Raw genomic sequence first — 21814 nt, forward strand, 5'->3', positions numbered from 1 at the left:
GCCCTCCCCGGAGGGAGGACGGCCTTCTCACGAGTTACGTCAGAGCGGCACGACTGCTTCCGCCTGCGGACCCTTGGGACCCTGCGTGATCTCGAACTCGACCCGCTGGGCCTCCTCGAGAGACCGGTACCCGTTGGACTGGATTGCGGAGTAGTGCACGAAGACGTCGGCGCCGCCGCCGTCCTGGGCGATGAACCCGTACCCCTTCTCCGCGTTGAACCACTTCACAGAACCCTGCGCCATGCTGTCCTTCGACCTTCCGTCCGGGATCCGACGGCGAGCCCGTTGCCCGCCCCCGTGCCGCAATGCTTTCCCGACTTGCTCACGACACGGCGGACGTGGCCTTGGTACGTCACTGCAACGTGCGCCAGTGTGGCATGGTCCACTCAAATGTGCCATGGAACACGCACATTTCTGCCGCAGCTATGACACACCGGGCCGAGGACCCGCTCCGGCTCAGTCGCCGTTCTGCTGTGCGAGGAACCGCTCGAACTCGGCGCCCAGCTCCTCGGCGCTCGGGATCTGCGTGGTCTCCGCGAGCAGGCTCGGCCGGCCGATCGACCGCGCGAAGGCGTCGTACTGCTCCTCCAGCGCCTTGACGACGGCGGCGATCTCGGTCGACTCCGCGACCTGCTTCTCCACCTCGATCTTGGCGTCGGTGGCCGCCTCCTCCAGGGCAGGGACCGCCAGGTCGAGCCCGGTCGCCCGCTCCGTGTGGTGCAGCGCGACCACCGTGGCCGGCGGGTACTGCGACTGCGCCAGGTAGTGCGGCACGTGGACCGTGAAGCCGAGCGCGTCGTGCCCCGCCTCACCGAGCCGGTACTCGAGGAGCGCGGACAGCGAGCCCGGCACCTTCACGCTGCCGAACCACGACGTGTAGTCGTCGACCAGCCCGGGCCGGGTGGCGTGCGCCGTCAGCGACAGGGGGCGGGTGTGGGGCAAACCCATCGGGATGCCCTGGATGCCGACCACGAGGCTCACGCCGAAGCGCTCGACGAGCTGGATCAGCCCGGCCACGACGCGTTCCCACTGCAGGTCCGGCTCGGCGCCGTGCAGCAGCAGGAAGCCCGTGCCCTCGGCGTCGGTCAGGTGGTCGACCGCGAGGTAGGGGGCCTGGTAGTCGGCCCACCGGTCGGAGTCGAAGGTCATGGTCGCCCGCTTGGAGCGGTAGTCGAGCAGCTGGTCGACGTCGAACGTCACCAGACGCTCCACGCGGAACTCGTCGATCAGGTGCTCGATGGCGAGGTCGCCCGCGCTGCCGGCGTCCACGAAACCGCGGACGGCGTGCAGCAGGACGGGCCCGTCGGAGCTGCCGGGCACGCTGCGACCCAGCGTGCGCTCGACCGCTGCCTCGTCGACGTCGTAGATGCCCTGGGGGTCAAGCACGTGCGCTCCCTCGCTCGTCGGAGTACTGCCGATCACCCGATCCGAAAGGGTGTCTGCTCTGGTCCAACGTCAGGACGGCCGGGTGTCTTCCCGTTACGCCCACAGCGTCGCGAACAGCTCCCGCCTCACCTGCCGGGCAGGCGCACCACGGACACGAAGAAGTCGTCGATCTGGCGCACCACGTCGATGAACCGGTCGAAGTCCACCGGCTTGGTCACGTAGGCGTTGGCGTGCAGCGAGTAGGAGCCCACCACGTCCTCCTGGGCGTCCGACGTGGTCAGCACCACCACGGGGATGTGCCGCAGCATCGGGTCACCCTTGGCGACGGCGAGCACCTCGAGGCCGTCCATCTTCGGCAGGTTGAGGTCGAGCAGCACCAGGTCAGGGGTCGGCACCTTGGCGTACTGCCCCTGCTTGCGCAGGAACTCCAGCGCGCTCACGCCGTCGCCGACCACCGAGACGTTGTTGGCGACCCGGTGGTCCTCGAACGCCTCGCGCGTCATCAGGACGTCGCCCGGGTCGTCCTCCACGAGGAGGATCTCCATCACCTTCTGACCGCTCACGTTGACCACCCGGCCCGTACCTGTCCCATGGAGTCCACACCGGCGGGCCCCTTCGTCGCGCCCCGCCGTCGGCCCTGGTCAGGCCGTTTCATTGAAGCGTAGTCGACTGGGCCCGTTCGGTCGAAAGGCGCCCCGTGGCAGGTTGCCCCTGCCGCCGGGCCAGGGTGAACCGCACGATGGTGCCGCCGCCGTCCGCCGGCTCGATCCAGATGCGGCCCTTGTGGTACTCCACGATCCGTTTCACCAGCGAGAGGCCGATGCCTGTGCCCGCGTACTGCTCGCGCGAGTGCAGCCGCTGGAAGATGACGAACACCCGCTCCGCGTACTGGGCGTCGATGCCGATGCCGTTGTCCACCACCGAGATCTCCCAGTGCGCCCGCATGCTGCGCACCTCGATCCGGACGTTCGGCGTGCGCTCGGGGTCGCGGAACTTGAGCGAGTTGCCGATCAGGTTGACGAAGATCTGCTGCAGCAGGGCGCGTTCGCCGTGCACCACGGGCATCGGGTCGTGGACGATCTCGGCCCCCGACTCCGCGATCCGCTCCGACAGCTCGGTCAGCGCCGCCGTGAGCACGCCCTCCAGCTCCACGTCCTCGCGCGGCACGCCCGTGCGGCCCACGCGCGAGAAGCTCAGCAGGTCCTGGATGAGCCGCTGCATGCGCTTGGCGCCGTCCACGGCGAACTCGATGTACTGGTCGGCGCGGTCGTCGAGCGAGTCGCCGTACCGCTTCTGCAGGAGCTGCGTGAAGCTGGCCACCTTGCGCAGGGGCTCCTGAAGGTCGTGCGAGGCCACGTAGGCGAACTGCTCCAGGTCGCGGTTGGACCGCTCCAGCTCGCGCGCCTGCTCGCTGAGCAGGGTGTGCGCGTTCTCCACCTCCTGGTGCGACAGGCGGATCTCCTCCACCTGGTGCACCAGCTCGCGGCGCATCGTCTCCACGTGCATGGCGAGCAGGGCCACCTCGCCCGTGCCGGCGGGCCGGATCTCGCGCCCGAGCACGCCGCTGCTCACCACCCGGACGGCGGCCGTCAGCTCGGTCAGCGGCCGGATCACCCAGGACTCCAGGGCGAGCCACATCATCGTGCCCATCAGCACGACCACGAGCACGAGCGTCGCCACCGCCCCCAGCAGCAGCCGCTCCCAGACCGTCCGGGTGGCCACGATCGCGTCGCGCTGCGCCCCCAGCTCGGCCAGGTAGTGGACGACGGCGGTGTTGGCGGCCTCGTACAGGGCGTCGCCCTCGGCCGTCGGCGGGGCCGTGCTGAGCAGCTCCATGCGGCAGGCCACCTGGCCCGCCGGCGCCGCCTGGACGGCCGCCACCACGGGTTCGGCGTACTCGTCGAACCACGCGTCGGTGCGCCGCACCGCCTCCTCGTAGGCCAGCGCCACCTCGGCGTCCGACTGCAGGGCGCGCCGCTCGACGTCGGCCAGGAGCATGATGCGGCCGCTCGACCCGACGGCGCGCGTCCAGGGCTCGAGGGCGGCCTCGTCGCACGTGGCGCGGTAGGCGCGCAGCGACGAGTCGGCGTCGGCGAGCGCCAGGGAGGCCCGCTCGCCGTCGACCAGGGCCCGGTAGTACGGGCCGTCGGCCCGGGCGTCCAGGCCGCGGGACTGGACCAGGGCGAGCACGGCGACGGCGAGCGCGAGCACGAGCATGGCGGCGACCGCGCCGAGCAGCCGCGCGAGGCGGCGACGCATCGACACACCGGTGAACCGGTGCTCGTCCGGCACCAGAGTCATGCCCGCGACCACTCCACCGAGTCGGCCAGGGTCGAGGTGCGTTCACCGGGCTCCGTGGCGCCGGCGCCGGCCCAGCCGACGAAGAGCAGCGCGGCGTCGTCGACCAGCGGGCCGCCGTGCAGCGCGCGCACCCGGCGCAGCACCCGGGTCACGACCTCGTCGGTGCCCTGGTCCATCTCGTGCTCCACGACGCTGCGCAGGCCGTGCGCGCCGAGGCGCGGCATCCGGCCGTGGGCGCTGGGCGGCAGCACGGGCGTGCCCCCGGGGTCGGCGCCGACGGCCGCCTCCACGAGCCCGTCCGTGTAGAGCACCGCGGTCCACACCTCCGGCAGGCGGACGCGGTGCGCGGTCCAGGTGCCCTCGACGGGGATGCCGAGCGCGCGGCCGCGGTCGGACGAGGGCAGCTCCTCGCAGCGGTGGCTGGCGGTGGCCTCGCCGGCCGGCGTCTGCGGCACCACGAGCAGCGGCGGGAGGTGCCCGGCGAGGTAGACGTCCATGTGCGCGCGGTCCGCCGAGATCACGGCCTGGCAGATCGTGACGAACACCTCGGGGCGGCCGCGCTCGGCCAGGAGCACGCGCTCCAGCAGGGGCAGGACGTCGTCCGCGGGCGTGTCGGCCAGCACGAGGGTGCGCCACGCCGTCCGCATGGCGGCGCCGAGGGCGGCCTCGTCCGGGCCGTGCCCGGCGACGTCGCCGATGACCGTGACCAGGGTGCCGTCGGGGCGTTCGACCGTGTCGAAGAAGTCGCCGCCGAGCAGGCCGTTGCCGCCCGGCAGGTAGCCGACCATGACCGAGACCCGCTCGTCGGTGACGAGCTCCTTGGGCAGCAGCGCGCGCTCCAGCCGCGTGGTCTCGGCGGCGCGCACCTCGCTGCGGAACAGCGCGATCTGCTGGGCGGCGGACCGGCGGCGCAGCGTCGCGTAGCGCAGGCAGCGGGCGAGCCCGTCGCCGTCGACGTCGCCCTTGACCAGGTAGTCGTCGGCGCCGTTCGCGACGGCGGCGGAGCCCAGGTCGTTCGACGTGTTCCCGGTCAGCACCACGACGGCGGGCTGCACGGGCAGCACCTCGATGCCCTCGATGACGCGGCGCAGGGCCTCCAGCCCCTCGGCGTCGGGCAGGCCCAGGTCCAGCAGCAGGCAGTCCACCGAGACCATGGACAGGATGCCGAGCGCCTCGTCCACGGAGCGGGCGCGGTGCAGGTCCGCGCGGAGGTCGGCCTCGACGTCCGCGTCGGCCAGCAGCTCGCTCACGAGGAACGCGTCGGCGTCGTCGTCCTCGACCAGGAGCACCGAGATGGGGCCGTCGAGCCGGGCCGGGCGCGCATCGGGTCCGGACCCGCCTCCGGGCCTCGCCGATCCCGCTCCGCCCAGTGCCATGGCGGCGATCCTATCCAGCGAGATGACGCCGTGTCAGCGGACAGGCCGACGGTTGGGCGATAATGGTCGGCCGGTTGATAACGACCGGAGTTTTCTCGCTGGTGGAACACGGAGGTAGGGCGTGACGGGAATCGCGGGCGAGCTCGCCCACGAGCAAGCAGTCGTCGACACGATGTACGTCCGCTTGGACACCCTGCGCGGCACCACCGCGAACCGCCTGCGGGACGTGCGCCTGGCGGGTGCCTCGGGCACGCACCAGAACCGTTCCGAGCGGGACGCGTTCGCGACGCTGTACGAGGACCGGGCCGCGCAGCTCGACGCCGTCGAGGACCGGCTGGTCTTCGGCCGGCTCGACCTCGCCGAGGGGTCCGGGGACGGGACGGCGACCCGGTACGTCGGGCGCATCGGGCTGACCGACGCCGAGCACCGGTCCATGCTGACCGACTGGCGCGCCCCGGCCGCCGAGGCCTTCTACCGGGCCACGGCGCTGCACCCGGGCGACGTGCGGCGGCGGCGGCACCTGGTGACCAAGGGCCGTTCGGTCACGGGCCTGGAGGACGAGGTCCTCGACCTCGACGGCGACATCGACGCGGACGCGCTGTCCGGCGAGGGCGCGCTGCTGGCGGCGATGGCACAGGGCCGGACCGGCCGGATGACGGACATCGTCGCGACCATCCAGGCCGAGCAGGACCGCATCATCCGCTCCGACCTCACCGGGGCGCTGGTGGTCCAGGGCGGTCCCGGCACCGGCAAGACCGCGGTGGCGCTGCACCGCGCGGCCTACCTGCTGTACGCGCACCGGCGCCTGCTGGAGCGCTCCGGCGTGCTGGTGGTCGGGCCGTCGAGCGCGTTCCTGCGGTACATCGACCAGGTGCTCCCCTCGCTGGGCGAGACGGGCGTGGTGTCCACCACCATCGGCGACCTCGTCCCGGGGGTCCGGGCGACCGCCGTGGACGAGGGCCAGGTGGCCCGGCTCAAGGGCCTGCTGCTCTGGCGCAAGGTGATCCGCCGGGCCGTGCGGGCGCGCGAGCGCGTGCCGCGGCACGACGTCGAGGTGCGGGTCGAGGGGCACGACTTCGTGATCCGCCCGCGCGACGTCGCCGACGCGATCGCCCGCGCCCGCCGCACGCACAAGCCGCACAACCTGGCCCGCGCGTCGTTCGTGCGCGACATGCTCGGCCGGCTGGCCGACCAGTACCGCGACTTCGACGGCGCCCCGTTGTCGTCCGAGGACCGCGCGTCGGTGACCGAGGACCTGCGCTCCGACCGCGACGTCCGGGTGGCGCTCAACCTCGCCTGGCTGCCGATCACGCCCGAGAAGCTCGTCGCGGACCTGTACGCGAAGCCGCACCGGCTGGCCGAGGCCGCGCCGGAGCTGTCCGAGCGCGAGCGGCGCCTGCTGGTCCGGGAGCCGGGCGCGCCGTGGACGGAGTCGGACGTGCCGATCCTCGACGAGGCGTACGAGCTGCTGGGCGAGGACGACTCCCTGGCCCGGGCCGAGGCCCAGCTCCGCGACGCCGAGCAGGCGCGCGAGATCGAGTACGCGCGCAGCGTGCTCTCGACCACCGGCGCGGGCGGCGGCCTGGTCGACGCCGAGACGCTCGCCTCCCGCTTCACCGCGAGCGGCCCGTCCCTGACGACGGCGGAGCGCGCCGCCGGTGACCGCTCCTGGACCTACGGCCACGTGGTGGTCGACGAGGCCCAGGAGCTCTCCCCCATGGCCTGGCGGGCTCTGGTGCGCCGGGTGCCGACGCGGTCGATGACCATCGTCGGCGACGTGGCCCAGACGTCGTCGGCGGCGGGCGCGCGCAGCTGGGACCGCATGCTCACCCCGCTGCTGCGCGACGGCTGGCGCCTGTCGGAGCTCACGGTCTCCTACCGCACGCCGTCCACCGTGGCCGACACCGCCCAGCGGGTCGCGCGGGCCGCGCGGCTGCCCGTCTCGGAGCTGCGGGCCGCGCGCGACGTCGAGGGCTCCCTCGACGTGGTCCCCACGCCGGCGGGCCCGGACGGCCTGCCGGACGACGGCGTGGTGGTCGCCCAGGCGCTCGGCCTCGTCAAGGAGCTGGTGGGGCCCGACGCCGGCCGCGTGGCCGTCGTCGCGCCGTCGGACGGCGTCGCACGCCTGGCCGGCGCCGTGGCCGGGGCGCTGGCCTCGGCCGTCGGCGCGGAGGAGGCCGCCCGCCTGTCGGCCCAGCGGCCGGAGGACGCGCAGGTGACCGTCCTGGCGCCGCGCGAGACCAAGGGCCTGGAGTTCGACGCCGTGGTCCTGGTGGAGCCGGCGGCGATCGCCGAGGGCGCCGGCGGGACCAGCGACCTGTACGTCGCGATGACCCGTCCCACGCAGCGCCTCGTGGTGGTGCACACGCGCGACCTGCCCGAAGGGTTCTGACCCGCACCCGCCGCGGACGGCCCGCCGTCGGCCCGCGTCCCACCTGCCGTCCCAGCAGGCGGGACGTGGGCCCGATCCGTTTGTTGCATCCGCTCCCCCTGGCGCACCATGGGTGCGTGCAGCGAGCCCTTCTCCTCGAGAACGTCCACCCCACCTCCGTCCCGATCCTCGAGTCGGCCGGGTACGAGGTCGACTACCGCAAGGGAGCGCTCGACGAGGACGAGCTCATCGCGGCGCTCGACGGCGTCCAGCTCCTGGGCATCCGGTCCAAGACCGAGGTGACGGCGCGGGTGCTGGCCGAGTCCGACAGCCTGGTCGGCGTCGGCGCCTTCAGCATCGGCACCAACCAGATCAACCTGACGGCGGCAGCGCACCGCGGCGTCGCGGTGTTCAACGCGCCGTTCTCCAACACCCGCTCCGTCGTGGAGCTGGCGATCGCGGAGATCATCTCCCTGACCCGCCGGATGACGGAGCGCGACCGCGCCCTGCACGCGGGCGTGTGGGACAAGTCGGCGGACGGCTCGCACGAGGTGCGCGGCCGCACCCTCGGCATCATCGGCTACGGCAACATCGGCTCGCAGCTCTCCGTGCTCGCCGAGAACCTGGGCATGTCCGTCGTCTTCTACGACACCGCGGAGAAGCTGGCGCTGGGCAACGCGCGCCGGCTGGAGACCCTGGACGAGCTCCTGGAGACCGCCGACATCGTCACGCTGCACGTGGACGGCCGCTCCGGCAACGCCGGCCTGTTCGGCGAGAAGCAGTTCGCCCGCATGAAGCCGGGCGCGATCTTCCTCAACCTGTGCCGCGGGTTCGTGGTCGACGTCGACTCGCTGGCCGAGCACATCACGTCCGGACGCCTGTCGGGCGCCGCGGTCGACGTCTTCCCGGAGGAGCCCAAGAAGCGCGGCGACACCTTCGAGTCGGTGCTGCGCGGCCTGCCGAACGTGATCCTCACGCCGCACGTGGGCGGCTCCACGGAGGAGGCGCAGGAGGCGATCGGCCAGTTCGTGGCCAAGAAGCTGAGCGACTACGTGACGACCGGCTCGACGATGCTCAGCGTCAACCTGCCCAACCTCCAGCTCGAGCACACCGGCGTGGGCCGCATCAAGCTGCTGCACCGCAACGTGCCGGGCGTGCTGGCGACCGTGAACCAGATCTTCGCCGACCACGGCGCCAACATCGAGGGCCAGATGCTCGCCACGCGCGGCGACATCGGCTACGTGGTCACGGACATCTCGGACGTGACCGAGCGGGGCGCCTCGAAGAAGCTCCAGGCGCTGGACGCGACCATCCGCCTGCGGATCCGCGACGCCTTCGAGCGCCCCGAGTTCCCGCCGGGACCGGCCGCTCGCTGAGCCCGGTCAGGCGTGCGGCCACACGCCGTCGATCGCGAGCGAGACGAGCCGGACGGCCTCGTCGGCGGCGTCGCCGTCCCCCTCGGTGACCAGTGAGACGGCGTTGACGAGGCTGAGCAGGTCCGCCATGGACACGTCGGACCGCACCGCCCCCGCGGCCCGGGCGCGCCGCAGCAGCTCGTCGCCGGCGTCGTGCAGCATCGCCCCGCAGCCCTGGCTCGACGGCTGGGGCGGACCCATCATCAGCGCCGCCGCCAGGCCGCGCGTGGTCGCACCGTAGACCGCGACCGCCTTCACCCACGTCACGAGCGCCGCGCCCGGATCATCGCTCGTCGCCAGCTCACGAGCATCCGCGCACAGCATCTCGACGCGATCGTGGAAGACCTCTTCGAGCAGCGCCTGCCGGGACGGGAAGTGGCGGTGCAGGGTCGCGGAGCCGACGCCGGCCCGCCTCGCGATCTCCTCGAGCGACGTGTTCGCCCCGGACCGTGCCACCTCGGCGGCGGCGGCCGCCAGGATCCGGTCGTAGTTGCGCCGCGCGTCCGCCCGCATCGGTCGTTCCTGTGCCGTCACGACGGCCGCGTTGTCTGCCACACGATCTCCTACCAGTGCCCAATCGGGGTGCCCCTCCATATCGTAGCCGGAGGCCTCTTTGACAACCGGGGTGCCCCTCCATATCGTGAGCCAACCGGGGTGCCACCCCGCTTTAGCGATGGAGATGTTCATGAGCGATGTGACAGGTGTCGAGCGCCGCGTTGTGCTGGTGACCGGGGCGAGCTCCGGCTTCGGCCGGCTGACCGTGGAGTCCCTGGCCCGGCGCGGCCACCGGGTCTTCGCGGCACTGCGCGACGTGAGCGGCCGCAACGAGCGCGCCGCTGCCGAGCTGGCGGCGTTCGCGACGCGGGAGGAGGTCGACCTCCGGGTCGTCGAGCTCGACGTGACGGACCAGACGTCGGCCGACCGCGCCGTCGCAGCCGTGCTGGACGCGGCCGGCCGGCTCGACGTGGTCGTCAACAACGCGGGCGGGATCTTCCCCGGCCCCGTCGAGGCGTTCTCCGCGGACGAGGTGCACCGCCAGCTCGACGTCAACGTGCTCGGCGCGGTCCGGGTGAACCGCGCGGCCCTGCCGCACCTCCGCGAGCAGGGCCACGGCGCCCTGATCCAGGTCGGGTCGCTCTCCGGCCGGGTGACGCTCCCGTACACCGGTCTGTACTCCGCGAGCAAGGCGGCACTCGGCAGCCTCACCGACGCGTGGCACCTCGAGCTGGCGCCCTTCGGCGTCGAGTCCGTGATCGTCGAGCCGGCGCCGTACCCCACCAGCATCGGGCCCAACTCCGTCGGGCCGGCGGACGCCGCCCGGCTGTCCGTCTACGGCGAGAACATGACCCGCTTCCTCACCGACCTGACCGGGCGACAGGTCGAGTCGCCCGACGACCCGCAGACGGTCGCCGACGCCCTCGTCGAGCTCGTCGAGCTGCCGGACGGCGCCCGGCCGCGACACACGGTCGTCGCGCCCGAGGTCCAGCGCCAAGCCGTCGAGGCCCTCGGCAGGACGGCGGACGACGCCACCCGCGTCGTGGCCGCCGACATGGGCGTCGCGGCGTCCGTGACCGTCGGTCAGCCGAGCACGGAGGCCGGGATCCGGTAGGCGGCGAAGGCGGCGGCGACCTGCGCCTCGTCCAGGCCGTACCGCTCCAGCGAGTATGCGTGCGGGCGGTGGCCGCTGCGGTCGAGGGCCGCGGCGAGGTTGGCGTCGTCCGTCACGCCCCAGTCCAGGCCCAGGGTCTCGAACAGCCCGTGCACGACCGTCTCGGGGTCCTTCATCAGGTCGTCGTAGACCACGTCGATCACCGCGTCGTCGGGCAGCTGCTCGCGCAGCGCGACCGCGCGCCCCACCCCGTCCGCGGAGATCTTCAGCCAGTCCTGGCCGATCCGCTCCAGGTCGATGCGGCCGGGCTTGACGTACATCGTCTCCGTCGCCTCGGCCATGGAGCAGCCGGAGGCGACGGCGGCGCCGGGCGCACGGTGCGTCCAGACGAAGCGCGCCCCCGGGAAGGCCCGCAGGATCTCCGGCATCCGCCACAGGTCCATGGGGTGCTTGAGCACCCAGCGGTCCGGGGCCTCGCCGGCGGCCATGATCTGCAGCGCGTCGTGCAGGAACCGGTAGTCCTCCGTGAGGTCGGCGGTCCCGACCCAGTCGAGGTAGCGCGGCGCCGGACCCCAGGTGGCGAACATCTCGGTGTGGGCGCGCAGCATGAAGTCCTCCTCCTCGCTGTCGGCGACCAGCGGGTGCAGGTGCCCCCACGTAGGGCTGAGCCTGGCCACGGTGGCGTACCGCTTGCGGGCCTGCGCGATCAGCTTCTCGCGCTCCGCCGCGGGGCGCGGCAGGCCCAGGTTGTCCATCTCCCACAGCTTGGGGCCGCGGTTGCCGGGGTGCCGGGCGATCAGGTTGTACGTCACGGTGGTCCCGGTGCGCGGCAGCCCGACGACGAACACCGGCGCGGTCACCGGCTCGTCCCGCACCTCGGGCCGGCTCGCCTGGAGGTCGCGTACGATCGCGCGGTTGGTCAGCCGGGCCCGGATCTGGTCCTGCGTGCTGGACCAGCCCATGGCGCTCAGGTCGGGGTTGGCGGCGTGGTCGGCCAGCAGCAGGCGCAAGCCGTCGAGCGCCGCGAGCTCGTCGGCGCCGAGCGCGACGCGCCCGCGCTGGGCGTCGGCGAGCAGGCTCTCGAACACGGCGTCGGGGTCCTTGCGGGTGCGCAGGCCGGGGGCGAGCAGCACGTTGAGGATACGGAGCAGAGGTGTGGCCTGGGGCATAGCGCACATCCTGCCGATGCGACCGGGCGCCGACAAGCGCCGCGGAGCTCCTTGCCGGATCGTGACCTGCGGCATTGCCACTGGCTAACTCCGACCGCTCGCCGTTAGCATCCCGAGCGAGGGCTTGTGCCCGGAGTCACGAACGACCCGGGGCCGCCCGCCGACGAGAGGGGAAACGTGACCGCATCACCGCCGTCGGGTCCAACGGTGCGCCTGGACGACGTGACCGACCGCACGCTGCTCGTGGAGACCACGGCCGCGGCCGACGCGAACGCGGTGTACGAGCGGCTCCGGGAACAGTGGGGCTCGGTCGCCCCCGTCGAGCTGGAGCCCGGGGTGCCGGCATGGCTGGTGCTGGGCCACTCCGCCGCGGTCGGCGTGCTGCGGGACGACCGCACGTTCATCAAGGACCCCTCGATCTGGAACGGGCACGGCAAGGACCTGCTCGGCCCGGCCTCGACGCTGCACCTCGTGCTGGCAAAGAGCCCGAAACCCACGCTGGCCGACGCCGACGGCCCCAAGCACGCCCGCCTGCGGCCCCCGGTCGACGACGCCCTGGAGCAGATCGACGAGACCCGGGCCGGTGCGATCACCCGCCGGCTGTGCGGCATGCTCATCGACCGGTTCCAGGACCGCGGCCGCGCCGACCTCGTGGCCGAGTACGCCGCGGTGGTCCCGTTCCTGGTGCTGTCCGAGCTCGACGGGCTGGAGCCCACGCAGGCCCAGCGCCTGCAGGAGATCACCCGGGCGATCTTCGAGGCGGGCGCGGACGCCCGCGCGCTGACCGACGAGCTGCGCGAGATCGTCACCGGGCACATCGCCTACAGCCGCGAGCGCGGCACGCGCGACATCGCCGGCGTGCTGTCCGTGCACGACAACTTCGAGAACGACCTCGAACGGGCCCAGACGCTGACGGCCATCACCGCCGCGGCGACCGAGGCGCTGATGGCCTGGATCGCCCAGACGCTCGTGCTGGTGCTGAGCGACCCGCGGTTCTCGCACCGGATCTCGGGCGGCCGCCTGCACATCGACGACGCGCTCGACGAGGTGCTGTGGCGGTCCACGACCAACCCGAACCTGATGCCGCGGTTCGCGGTGCGCGACGTGGTGATCGACGACAAGCTGATCCAGCGGGGCGACACCGTGGTGGTCGCCGTGCACGCGGCCAACCACGACCCGCTGGTGCAGTCCGACGACCCGTGGGACACCGTCGGCAACCGCGCCTACCTGTCCTTCGGCGCGGGTGTGCACCGCTGCCCCGCGCCGCGGCTCGGGCGCGTGGTCTCGCGGATCGCGGTCGCCGAGCTGCTGCAGCGCCTCCAGGTCACGCTCGTGGGCGACCCGGCCGACGTCGAGTGGGCCACCAGCCCGTGGATGCGGTTCCCCGCCCGGCTGCCGGTCACGTTCCCCCCGCCGCGCGAGCAGGCCCCGCCGCCCCGGCCCCTCTTCCCGACGACGGCGCCGCGCGGGTAGCGCGGACAGACCCGCAGGTCAGCCTGTCGGGCCGGTGATCAGCCGGCCCGGCGGGCTTCTTTGTGCTCTTACCTTCTGATCTCTTGTGTGATGTTCTGTCCGGACGGCCGTGGCCGCCGCCGGCCACGACCCGGCGGCGCCGTCGGCCCCGACGTCCGCCCCTACCGCGGCAGGGTGAGGATCTCCGCGCCGTCGTCCGTGATGGCGATCGTGTGCTCGCTGTGCGCCGTGCGGCAGCCGGTGGCGCTCCGCAGGGTCCAGCCGTCGGCGTCGGTCACGAGCTCGTCCGTGTCCGCCATGACCCACGGCTCCAGTGCGAGCAGCAGCCCGGGGCGCAGGCGGTAGCCGCGGCCCGGCCGGCCCGTGTTCGCGACGTGCGGGTCCTGGTGCATGGTCGAGCCGATGCCGTGCCCGCCGAACTCGGTGTTGACCGGGTACCCGGCGCCGCCCAGGACCGTGCCGATGGCGTGCGACAGGTCGCCGATCCGCGCCCCCGGCCCGGCCGCGGCGATGCCCGCGGCCAGCGCGCGCTCGGTCGCCTCGATCAGCGCGCGGCTCTCGGCGGCCTCGGGCCCGGGCCTGGCCCCGCCCACGACGAAGCTGATCGCGGAGTCCGCGGCGATCCCGTCCAGGGAGACGGCGAGGTCGAGCGTGAGCAGGTCGCCGTCGGCGAGCCGGTAGTCGTACGGCATCCCGTGCAGCACGGCGTCGTTCACGGCCGTGCAGATGTAGTGGCCGAATGGCCCGCGGCCGAAGGACGGCGCGTAGTCGACGTAGCAGGACTGCGCCCCGGCGTCGGCGATCAGGTCCCGGGTCCACCGGTCGATGTCCAGGAGGTTGGTGCCGGCCGTGGCCCGGTCGCGCAGCGTCCGCAGGAAACCGCCGACCAGGGCGCCCGTCTCCCTGGCGCGGGCCAGCTCGGCGGGGTTGAGGATCTCGATCATGGGGTGCCCTTCGCACGCATGCCAATAACTATCCCGGCCATGTTATCCCGGTATTAGTATTGGCGTCATGGTCAGGTTGCCGCTCACCCCCGCCGAGGTCGAGCGCGGGCAGCGCCTCGGCGCGCTGCTGCGTCGCGCCCGCGGGGACCGCTCGATGCTGGAGACCGCGCTCGACGCGCGTGTCTCCCCTGAGACCCTGCGCAAGATCGAGTCGGGCCGCGTGGCCACGCCCGCGTTCTCGACGATCGCGGCGATCGCCGGCGTGCTGGGCCTGTCCCTCGACGAGGTGTGGGCCGAGATCAGCCGGCCCGACGGCGCCATGAAGGTCACCCGGGACACCCGCGCCCGCCTGGTCTCCTGACGTCGCCCCCGTCGAGGCAGGTCGCATATTGTCGGGACCGGTGTGCCTGACGGAAGGAACCTGACGTGGAGTGGACGCAGCTCGCCGGGGACCTCCTGGGCGTCTTCTTCTTCGCCGTCTCGGGCTCGCTGCTCGCCGCCCAGCGGCAGTTCGACATCGTCGGGTCGCTGCTGCTCGGCACCTGCGTGGGCCTGGGCGGCGGCATCCTGCGCGACGTGATCCTCGACGTCGGCGTGCCGCGGGCCTTCGACTCGCCCGTCTACCTGGTCCCGCCCGTGGTCGCCGCGGTGGTCGTGTACTTCTTCGCGCACGTCGTGCGCCGCTTCCACGACCTGCTGATCACGTTCGACGCCGCCGGTATGGCGCTCTTCGCGGTCACCGGCACGCTCGTCTCGCTGGCCGCGGGCATGAACCCGGTGGCATCCGCGATCCTCGGCCTGGTGACGGCGGTGGGCGGCGGGGTCATCCGCGACGTCATCGCCAACGACGTGCCGCAGATCTTCCGCGCCCGCGGCCTGTACGCCATCCCGGCGCTGCTCGGGGCCGCGCTGACCAGCGCACTGGTGTGGGCGGACTGGTTCAGCATCGGCACGGGCTCCGCCGTCGCCGCGCTGGTGTTCGCGCTGCGGATGGTCTCCCTGCGCTACCGCTGGCAGGCGCCGCCGGCGGGCAGCCCCGGCACGGCCTGAGGCCTGAGGCCCGAGGTCGGGGCCGCGGCTCGGCGTCCTGCCGATGCTCCCGCCGCAGGCGCGGCTACCCGGCCGCGTGCTCCCCGCAGAACTCCAGCGCGACGAGCGCGTAGGCCGCGTCCTCCGCCGCCATGTTCTGCGTGAGGCCCTGGTTGACCACGACCGTGACCTGGCGGCCGCTGCGCGCGCTCGTGAAGCTGTACGTACCGTAGCCGGGCACTCCCCCGACGTGACCCCAGACCTCCTGGCCGCAGAACTCGGTCCGGCCGAGCCCCAGCCCGTAGTCGAACCCGGGGAACGCGGGCAGGGTCTGCCGCATCTCGCGCAGCAACGGGTCCGGCAGCAGCCGGCCGCCGAGCAGCGCCGCGTAGAACCGGTTCACGTCGCCGACGGTGGACACGAGGTCGCCGCTCGCCCAGGCGACCGACATGTTGTACGCGGTCAGGTCGGTCAGGCCCGCGAACGAGCCCACGGCCTCGTACCCACGAGCCGCCGGCCGGAGCAACCAGGGGCTGTGCCCCGGGACGTACGTGTGCCGCAGCCCGGCCGGGCGGAGCACCCGCCGCTCGAGCTCGCGGGCGTAGCCGTGCCCGGTGACCCGCTCCACGAGCATGCCGAGGAGCACGTAGTCGGTGTTGGAGTAGCCGAACTCCACACCGGGAGCGGACTGGAGCGGCTCGCGCGTGGCGATCCCGACCAGCTCGGACGGCTCGTGGTCCGCGAACCGGGAGCGGGCCGCGACCTCGGGGGTCGCCCACAGTACGGTCCCGTAGTCGTACAGGCCGCTGCGGTGCTGCAGCAGCTCGCGCACGGTGATCGGTTCGGCATAGGGCAGGACGCCGGGCAGGTAGCGGCCGATCGGCGCGTCGAGATCCACCCGCCCCTCCGCGACGAGGCTCAGCACGACGGTCGCCGTGAACGTCTTGGTGACGCTGCCGATGCGGACCTGCCCGTGGGGCTGCGGTGCCCGGCCGGTACGCAGGTCGCCGGTCCCGGCGACGACGGTCTGCCCGCCGTCCTCGTCGCGCGTCTCGACGACGACGCCCGGTGTGCCCGCCGCCACGATCCGTTCGGCCTGCTGGACCAGTGCGGCCCGGGACGGCGGCGCCGGGATCGCGGACGACCCGCCGGGTGCCGCGGTGGCGGGCGCCATGGAAGCCGTCAGGCAGGCGGCCACGACGACGGCGACCGCGGCCCGCGCGGCCCTGCGCTTCTCGATGCTCATGGCGGTGACGCTATCGACGGGCCGGCCCCGGCACAGCCGGGCTGGCCACCCTCGTCGAGGTAGGGGTAGCCCCCCCGGACCGGGCCGTGCGGGAGGATGCACCATGGGGGCGACGGGAGCCGTCCCGGTCCGAGGGGAGACGGCATGACGAACGATCGCACGACCGGATCAGGCGGCCTGGCCGGCCGCGGCCACCTGCTGCGGCTCGGGGCGCCGCGCGACACGGCGGCGGTGCGGCACCTGGTGACGTTCCTCGTGGCGAGCGTCGTGACCGTGCTCGCCACGCGGGCGTACCTCGCGGCGACGGGGTACCCGCAGATCGGCGGGGGCGGGCTGCACCTGGCGCACGTGCTGTGGGGCGGGCTCCTCATGGCCCTGGCGCTGATGCTCCTGCTGTCGTACGTCGGCCCGGTGCCGCGCTCTCTCGGCGCCCTGCTCGGCGGCGTGGGCTTCGGGCTGTTCATCGACGAGGTCGGCAAGTTCGTCACCTCCGACAACGACTACTTCTACGCCCCCACCGCCGCGATCATCTACTTCGTCACGGTGGTGCTCGTGCTGGTCGTCGAGGGCCTGCACGGCCGCCGTCCGCACCACCCGGCCGAGTACCTCGCCGTGGCCGCCGACCGGCTCGCCGCCGGCCTGGCCGGCGGGTTCACGCCCGGCGCGCGCCAGGAGGCGCGCGAGCTCGCCGCCAAGGGCGCCGGCGAACCGGGCGCGCGCCTGGTCGCCGACCTGGTCGAGACCGTGCCCGCCGACGACGCCGACGTGCCCGACCCGGTCCGCGCCGGGGTGCGGGGCGTGGTGCGGTGGCTGGACGCGCTCGTGGACCGCGCGTGGGCGGCATGGCTGGTCATCACGCTCCTGCTGCTGGTGGGTGCGGCGGAGGCGACCGTCGGCGTCCGCGTCCTGGCCGGGCAGGTGACCGGCGTGCCCGCGTGGACGGGCGCCGCGATCCTCGTGGCGGTCGGGGTGTCCGTGGTGCTGCTGGTGGTCGGCGTCGTCGTCGGGCGGCGCAACCACCTCCAGGGCGCGGTCTGGGTGCGCCGCGCGGTGCTCGTGAGCCTGCTGTTCACCCAGCTCCTGGTGTTCCGGGCGGTGCGGTGGACGGCGGCGTTCGGCCTGGTCCTGGACGTGCTCGCCTTCGTGGCGCTGGAGGTCCTGCTGCGTGAGGAGCGCGGGGTGCGGACACGCGCCGCGTGACGCGGGCCCGCACCCCCGCTCACGTCACTGCCCGGCGGGCCGCACCACGCGGGCCGATCCGCCGCCGAGCCGGGCCGGCTCCGCCACGGCGGTGAGCAGGCCGCCCGGACCGATCTCGATGGCGGTTGCCGCCCCGATCGCGTTGGCCGTCGGCGTGAGCGTGTGCCCGTAGCCGGCCAGTGCCGTGCCGTAGCGGTCGACGAACGCCTGCTCCGCCACGGGACGCGCCGAGTTCTGCGGCGCCACGCGCGGCGCGGCGATCGCCTCCTGGATCGTCATGCCGAGGTCGATGCGGTTGATCAGCATCTGCGTGACCGTCGAGATGATGTTCGACCCGCCCGGCGACCCCAGCGCGAGCACCGGGCGCCCGTCCTCCAGCACGATCGTCGGCGCCATCGACGAGCGCGGGCGCTTGCCCGCCTCGATCCGGTTCGGGTCGTCGGCGTCGTACCCGATGCTGAAGTCCGTGAGCTCGTTGTTCAGCAGGAAGCCGCGCCCGGGCACCACGATCCCCGACCCGCCGATCTGCTCGATCGTCAGCGTGTACTCGACCACGTCGCCCCACCGGTCGACCACCGTCAGGTTCGTGGTCGACGTGCTCTCGGTGTCCTCGGGCTCGGTGCCGGGTGCGGCGTCCGCGCCGCACACGCCGTCGTACGACCTGGCGTCGCCGGCCGCCACCGGCTTGGGCGCCGCGACCTCCGGGTCGACCAGACAGGCCCGCTCGCGCGCGAAGGCGTCGTCCAGCAGCCCGGCCACCGGCACGTCCACGAAGCCGCCGTCGCCCAGGTACGCGGCCCGGTCCGCGAACGCCAGGGCGCTCGCCTCGATGTGGTGGTGCAGCACGGCCGGGTCGTCCAGCGAACCCAGCTCGAACTGCTCCAGGATGTTCAGCGCCTCGCCCACCGTGGTCCCGCCCGACGCCGGCGGCGCCATCCCGTAGACGTCGTACCCGCGGTACGAGAAGGAGACCGGGTCCCGGTCGACCACCTCGTACGACGCGAGGTCCTCGGTGGTCATCGACCCGGCCGGCACCGGGAGCTCGGTGTCGTCGCTGACCGGCGGCGCCTGCACCGCGCCGGCGATCTCCTGCGCGAGCGCGCCGCCGTAGAACGCGTCCACGCCCCCGGCGGCGAGCGTCCGGTAGGTCGCCGCGAGGTCCGGGTTGCGGAACACCGACCCGACCGCGGGCGCCTCACCGCCCGGCAAGAACAGCTCGGTCGTGGAGGTGAGCGCCTCGAACCGTTCCTGGTTGGCCACGGTCTGGTCGTGGAAGAGCTGGTCGACGACGAAGCCCTGCTCCGCGACCGCGGTGGCCGGGCCCAGCGCCTCGCCCAGCGACGTCGTGCCCCACCGGTCCAGCGCACGGTCCCAGGTGGCGGGCGTCCCCGGGACACCGACGCTGACGCCGGCGGTCACCAGGTCCGGGTAGAAGGGGTACGGCTCCCCCGTCGCCGGGTCGACGAAGATGTCCGGTCCGACCCCGGCGGGCGCCGTCTCGCGCCCGTCGACGGTCTCGACCTCGCCGGTCTCGGCGTCGTAGTGCACGAAGAACCCGCCGCCGCCGATCCCCGCGCTGTAGGGGTCGGTCACCCCGATCGCCGCCGCCATCGCGACCGCCGCGTCGGTCGCGTTGCCGCCCTGGCGCAGCACCTTGAGGCCCACGTCCGAGACGACCGGGTCGAGCGAGCTGACCGCGCCGCCGTAACCCACGGAGGTGGGCACCCGCGGTGGTTGGTGCTGCGCGCCGGGGACGGTGGCGTCGGGAGCGGCGTCGGCCGGGCTCGCGGCGATCGCGCCGGCGAGCACGAGCGTCAGCGCGCCCGTGACCGCCGAGGAACGAACGACGAATCTCTTGTGCATAGGGACGGATCCTCCTGAGGTGTGGGCCATGGCCCGCAACGGGATGGCACGACTAAGACGTGCGAACCATCCGATACGTTGCATACCGGATGGACCGATTTCACCTCAGGGTGCTCAGGACCGCCACCACACCGTGCTCCTCGATCGGTCCGGTGACCTCGTCCGCCGCGTCGATGACCGCCGCCGGGGCGTGGCCCATCGCGACGCCGCGCGCGGCCCAGGTGATCATCTCCAGGTCGTTGACCCCGTCCCCGACGGCGAGGGTCGCACCCGGGTCGACCCCGACCCGCTCGCGGATGCGTTCGAGCGCCGTCGCCTTGCTCAGGGACAGCGGCGTGACGTCGACCCAGTCGGGCCCGGCCGGGTTGACCGTGACGCCCAGCTCGCGCAGGGGCTCCAGGAGCGTCAGCACCCCGTCGCCGCGCAGGATCACGCGCGCGGCGGGCACCTTCCACAGCTCGGCGTCCGTGACCCGGCGCTGCTCCCCGTTGACCAGCCCGCGCTCGAAGACACGGTTGACGCGGTACCCCCAGCCCACCTCCTCGACCCCGACCTGCACCGCGGGGAGCGCCGCGCGCGCGAGCCGGACCACCGGCTCGACGTCGAACGAGTGCATCTTCTCGATCCTGTAGCCGCTGGGCAGGGCGGTGTCGACGCGCGCGACCACCGCGCCGTTGGACGCGACGGCCCAGCCCTGCTCGATGCCGAGCTGGCCGGCCACGGGGAGGATCCCCACCAGCGACCGGCCCGAGGCGAGCACCACGTGGTGGCCCGACCTCCGCACCTCCCGGACGGCCCCGACCGTCACGGCCGGGACGATCCCGTCGGCGCCCAGCAGTGTTCCGTCGATGTCGAGGGCGACCAGGGTGCGGGTCCCTGCGCTTGCTCGGGGGGCGGCCAGGGCGGCCGTCCGCAGCTCGGTGGCGGTGGTGGTGGAGGGCGACGTCACGGTGCCGGTCGTGTGTGTCATGCCTCTCAGACGCGCGTCGCGCCGGGATGTCACAGCACTTCTGTGACCAGTTGTTGGCAGAGTGAAGAGATGACGACGCGGAAGAGTCCCTCCCCCACCCTGACCACGCTCACCGTGGTCGTGCTGACCGTCGTGGCCTGGTGGATCTTCCTGGGCCGGGACGTCGTGCAGGAGGTCGATCCCGTGACCGGGAACGTCACCGGCCCCTACGCGGCACCCCAGGTGATCGCGTGCGCGCTCGTGCTGGTCGCCCTGGTGGTGGTCGGCTCGCTGGCGCTGCCCGCGTGGGCCGCGGTGCTCGCGGTGGCCCTGCCGTTCACGGCGGCGTGGACCATCCAGGCGCAGGCGACCGACGACTCCGGGCTCTGGGCCGTCGGCGCGCTGCTCGTCCTGCTGGGCACCCTCGCCGGGGGCGCGGTCGTCGCCGTGGTCACCCGGGCCGTCGAGCGGCGCCGGGCGGCACGGAGCACGACCGCGCCGTAGCCGGCGCCCGGACCCGGGACCCCGTCAGACCGCGACCGCGCTGCCGACCGTCCGCAGCCCGGCCATGCTCCCGTACAGCTCCTGCAGCCGTGCGACCTCCTCGGCGTCGGCGAACGACGCGATGCCACGCCCGAAGTCCTTCGCGGTCTCGATCGCGAAGCGGACCGCGGCCTCGACGTCGTGCAGGTCGGTGGCGCCCGTGGCCGAGCCCGCCACCGCGGTCTCGGTGACGATCGCCAGCCCGACGACGGGGACCGCCGTGGCGGTCGCGGGCTGCACGATCGAGTTCACGTGGAAGAGGCCGTTCCCGTACGGCGTGATGTCCTGCATCGTGATGGGCATGACGGCGGGGGCGCGGCCGGTGGTGCGGCTGGCCACGTCGAGCAGCGTCTCGGAGACGCGCACGATCCAGCCGTCCACGACGGTGGGCGTGATCGCGATGCCCTTGTGGTTGCAGACCCGGTTGCCCTTCGTGGTGTCGATGGACAGGATCGCGTCCATCTCGGCCAGCACCTCGTGCCGGTTGCTCGTCTCCTGGTCCACGGCCGAGCTCATGAACGGCACCGGGTCGTGCGGCTGGGTGGGTGCGTCGGGGTCGACGTGCGTCGCGACGATCACGTCGCCGGGCAGGCGCTCACCGCGGGCCCGCATCGCGATCAGCTTGGCGGCGACGGTGAGCGAGGCCAGGGCGCCGTCGCCGTCGCTGACGAACCCGATCTGCTCGGGGCGGGCGCCCAGCCCGCCGAGGCGGCCGAGCACGCCGAGCGTCGGGGCGGTGCCCCCGGCCCGCTTGCCCTCGGCGCCGGGGATGGTGACGCGCACGAAGTCGGTGGTGCCGCCGGGCCCGTCGACGACCTCGACCTCGATGCTGTCGGGGGAAGCGCCGAGGCTCGCGAGGTGGTCGGCCACGGCGGCGCCGCGGACGGCGGGGTCGTCGAGCAGGTCGAACATGGCGGTGAGATGGCTCCAGGACATGGGT

Annotated in this window: 20 protein-coding genes; 8 read left to right on the top strand and 12 right to left on the bottom strand. The window is 73.4% G+C overall.

Translation table 11 applies throughout. The features are described 5' to 3' along the window. Positions 1–39: 39 nt before the first annotated feature. The 5 genes from ACIPN7_RS24165 to ACIPN7_RS24185 form a co-directional block, all read right to left on the bottom strand. Positions 40–243, bottom strand: a complete 204-nt coding sequence (locus ACIPN7_RS24165) for a cold-shock protein (protein WP_020016705.1) — start codon at positions 241–243, stop codon at positions 40–42. 213 nt (positions 244–456) lie between these two features. Further along, on the bottom strand, positions 457–1386 hold the full coding sequence (locus ACIPN7_RS24170; RefSeq protein WP_400548461.1) for a proteasome assembly chaperone family protein: 930 nt from the start codon (positions 1384–1386) through the stop codon (positions 457–459). A gap of 125 nt (positions 1387–1511) precedes the next feature. After that, complete coding sequence (locus tag ACIPN7_RS24175; RefSeq protein ID WP_285101664.1) at positions 1512–1931, bottom strand: response regulator; 420 nt, start codon at positions 1929–1931, stop codon at positions 1512–1514. A gap of 106 nt (positions 1932–2037) precedes the next feature. Beyond that, positions 2038–3687: an ATP-binding protein gene (locus tag ACIPN7_RS24180; protein ID WP_400548464.1), complete on the bottom strand. Its 1650-nt coding sequence runs from the start codon at positions 3685–3687 to the stop codon at positions 2038–2040. Then, on the bottom strand, positions 3684–5063 hold the full coding sequence (locus tag ACIPN7_RS24185; protein ID WP_400548467.1) for a PP2C family protein-serine/threonine phosphatase: 1380 nt from the start codon (positions 5061–5063) through the stop codon (positions 3684–3686). The genes ACIPN7_RS24180 and ACIPN7_RS24185 overlap by 4 nt, the downstream gene beginning before the upstream one ends. Positions 5064–5184: 121 nt before the next feature. Between ACIPN7_RS24185 and ACIPN7_RS24190 the strand changes: the two genes are divergently transcribed. Both ACIPN7_RS24190 and serA read left to right on the top strand, forming a co-directional pair. Next, positions 5185–7455, top strand: a complete 2271-nt coding sequence (locus tag ACIPN7_RS24190; RefSeq protein ID WP_400548470.1) for a HelD family protein — start codon at positions 5185–5187, stop codon at positions 7453–7455. 116 nt (positions 7456–7571) lie between these two features. Continuing rightward, positions 7572–8810, top strand: a complete 1239-nt coding sequence (serA, locus tag ACIPN7_RS24195; protein ID WP_400548473.1) for a phosphoglycerate dehydrogenase — start codon at positions 7572–7574, stop codon at positions 8808–8810. Between the two features lie 6 nt (positions 8811–8816). On the opposite strand, the gene ACIPN7_RS24200 is transcribed toward serA, so the two are convergent. Then, positions 8817–9404 carry a TetR/AcrR family transcriptional regulator gene (locus ACIPN7_RS24200; RefSeq protein WP_400548476.1) on the bottom strand — a complete coding sequence of 196 codons (588 nt, stop codon included), beginning with the start codon at positions 9402–9404 and terminating at the stop codon, positions 8817–8819. Between the two features lie 130 nt (positions 9405–9534). Here ACIPN7_RS24200 and ACIPN7_RS24205 point away from each other — a divergent pair, with 130 nt between their 5' ends. Continuing rightward, positions 9535–10458: an SDR family oxidoreductase gene (locus ACIPN7_RS24205; RefSeq protein ID WP_400548479.1), complete on the top strand. Its 924-nt coding sequence runs from the start codon at positions 9535–9537 to the stop codon at positions 10456–10458. Here ACIPN7_RS24205 and ACIPN7_RS24210 read toward each other — a convergent pair. Then, on the bottom strand, positions 10428–11627 hold the full coding sequence (locus ACIPN7_RS24210) for a sulfotransferase family protein (RefSeq protein ID WP_400548482.1): 1200 nt from the start codon (positions 11625–11627) through the stop codon (positions 10428–10430). The two genes, ACIPN7_RS24205 and ACIPN7_RS24210, sit on opposite strands and share 31 nt — an antisense overlap. Before the next feature lie 177 nt (positions 11628–11804). Here ACIPN7_RS24210 and ACIPN7_RS24215 point away from each other — a divergent pair, with 177 nt between their 5' ends. Beyond that, the gene (locus tag ACIPN7_RS24215; protein WP_400548485.1) at positions 11805–13100 is read left to right on the top strand and encodes a cytochrome P450; all 1296 of its coding nucleotides are present in this window, start codon (positions 11805–11807) and stop codon (positions 13098–13100) included. Positions 13101–13261: 161 nt separating this feature from the next. Here the strand turns inward: ACIPN7_RS24215 and map are convergent, their stop codons facing one another. Further along, positions 13262–14044, bottom strand: coding sequence for a type I methionyl aminopeptidase (gene map / locus ACIPN7_RS24220; RefSeq protein WP_400548488.1), 783 nt, complete (start codon positions 14042–14044; stop codon positions 13262–13264). Between the two features lie 67 nt (positions 14045–14111). On the opposite strand from map, the gene ACIPN7_RS24225 reads away from it, so the two are divergent. Both ACIPN7_RS24225 and ACIPN7_RS24230 read left to right on the top strand, forming a co-directional pair. Beyond that, positions 14112–14405 carry a helix-turn-helix domain-containing protein gene (locus ACIPN7_RS24225; RefSeq protein ID WP_400548491.1) on the top strand — a complete coding sequence of 98 codons (294 nt, stop codon included), beginning with the start codon at positions 14112–14114 and terminating at the stop codon, positions 14403–14405. Between the two features lie 65 nt (positions 14406–14470). Next, a complete protein-coding gene (locus ACIPN7_RS24230) occupies positions 14471–15094 on the top strand; it encodes a trimeric intracellular cation channel family protein (RefSeq protein ID WP_400548494.1) in 624 nt (207 codons plus the stop codon). 64 nt (positions 15095–15158) lie between these two features. Here the strand turns inward: ACIPN7_RS24230 and ACIPN7_RS24235 are convergent, their stop codons facing one another. Next, positions 15159–16319, bottom strand: a complete 1161-nt coding sequence (locus ACIPN7_RS24235; RefSeq protein ID WP_400548497.1) for a serine hydrolase domain-containing protein — start codon at positions 16317–16319, stop codon at positions 15159–15161. Between the two features lie 144 nt (positions 16320–16463). On the opposite strand from ACIPN7_RS24235, the gene ACIPN7_RS24240 reads away from it, so the two are divergent. Next, positions 16464–17519, top strand: coding sequence for a hypothetical protein (locus tag ACIPN7_RS24240; protein WP_400548500.1), 1056 nt, complete (start codon positions 16464–16466; stop codon positions 17517–17519). A gap of 24 nt (positions 17520–17543) precedes the next feature. Here ACIPN7_RS24240 and ggt read toward each other — a convergent pair whose 3' ends face one another. After that, on the bottom strand, positions 17544–19382 hold the full coding sequence (gene ggt, locus ACIPN7_RS24245; protein WP_400548503.1) for a gamma-glutamyltransferase: 1839 nt from the start codon (positions 19380–19382) through the stop codon (positions 17544–17546). Positions 19383–19482: 100 nt separating this feature from the next. After that, entirely contained in the window at positions 19483–20352 is an 870-nt protein-coding gene (locus ACIPN7_RS24250; protein ID WP_400548506.1) for an HAD family hydrolase, read from the bottom strand. A 69-nt stretch (positions 20353–20421) separates the two neighbouring features. On the opposite strand from ACIPN7_RS24250, the gene ACIPN7_RS24255 reads away from it, so the two are divergent. Beyond that, entirely contained in the window at positions 20422–20835 is a 414-nt protein-coding gene (locus tag ACIPN7_RS24255; RefSeq protein ID WP_400548509.1) for a hypothetical protein, read from the top strand. A gap of 24 nt (positions 20836–20859) precedes the next feature. Here the strand turns inward: ACIPN7_RS24255 and ACIPN7_RS24260 are convergent, their stop codons facing one another. Continuing rightward, positions 20860–21810, bottom strand: a complete 951-nt coding sequence (locus ACIPN7_RS24260; protein WP_400548512.1) for a DUF1177 domain-containing protein — start codon at positions 21808–21810, stop codon at positions 20860–20862. Between the last annotated feature and the right edge of the window lie 4 nt (positions 21811–21814).

The sequence above is a fragment of the Promicromonospora sp. NPDC090134 genome (assembly GCF_044746965.1).
Taxonomy (GTDB): Bacteria; Actinomycetota; Actinomycetes; order Actinomycetales; family Cellulomonadaceae; genus Promicromonospora.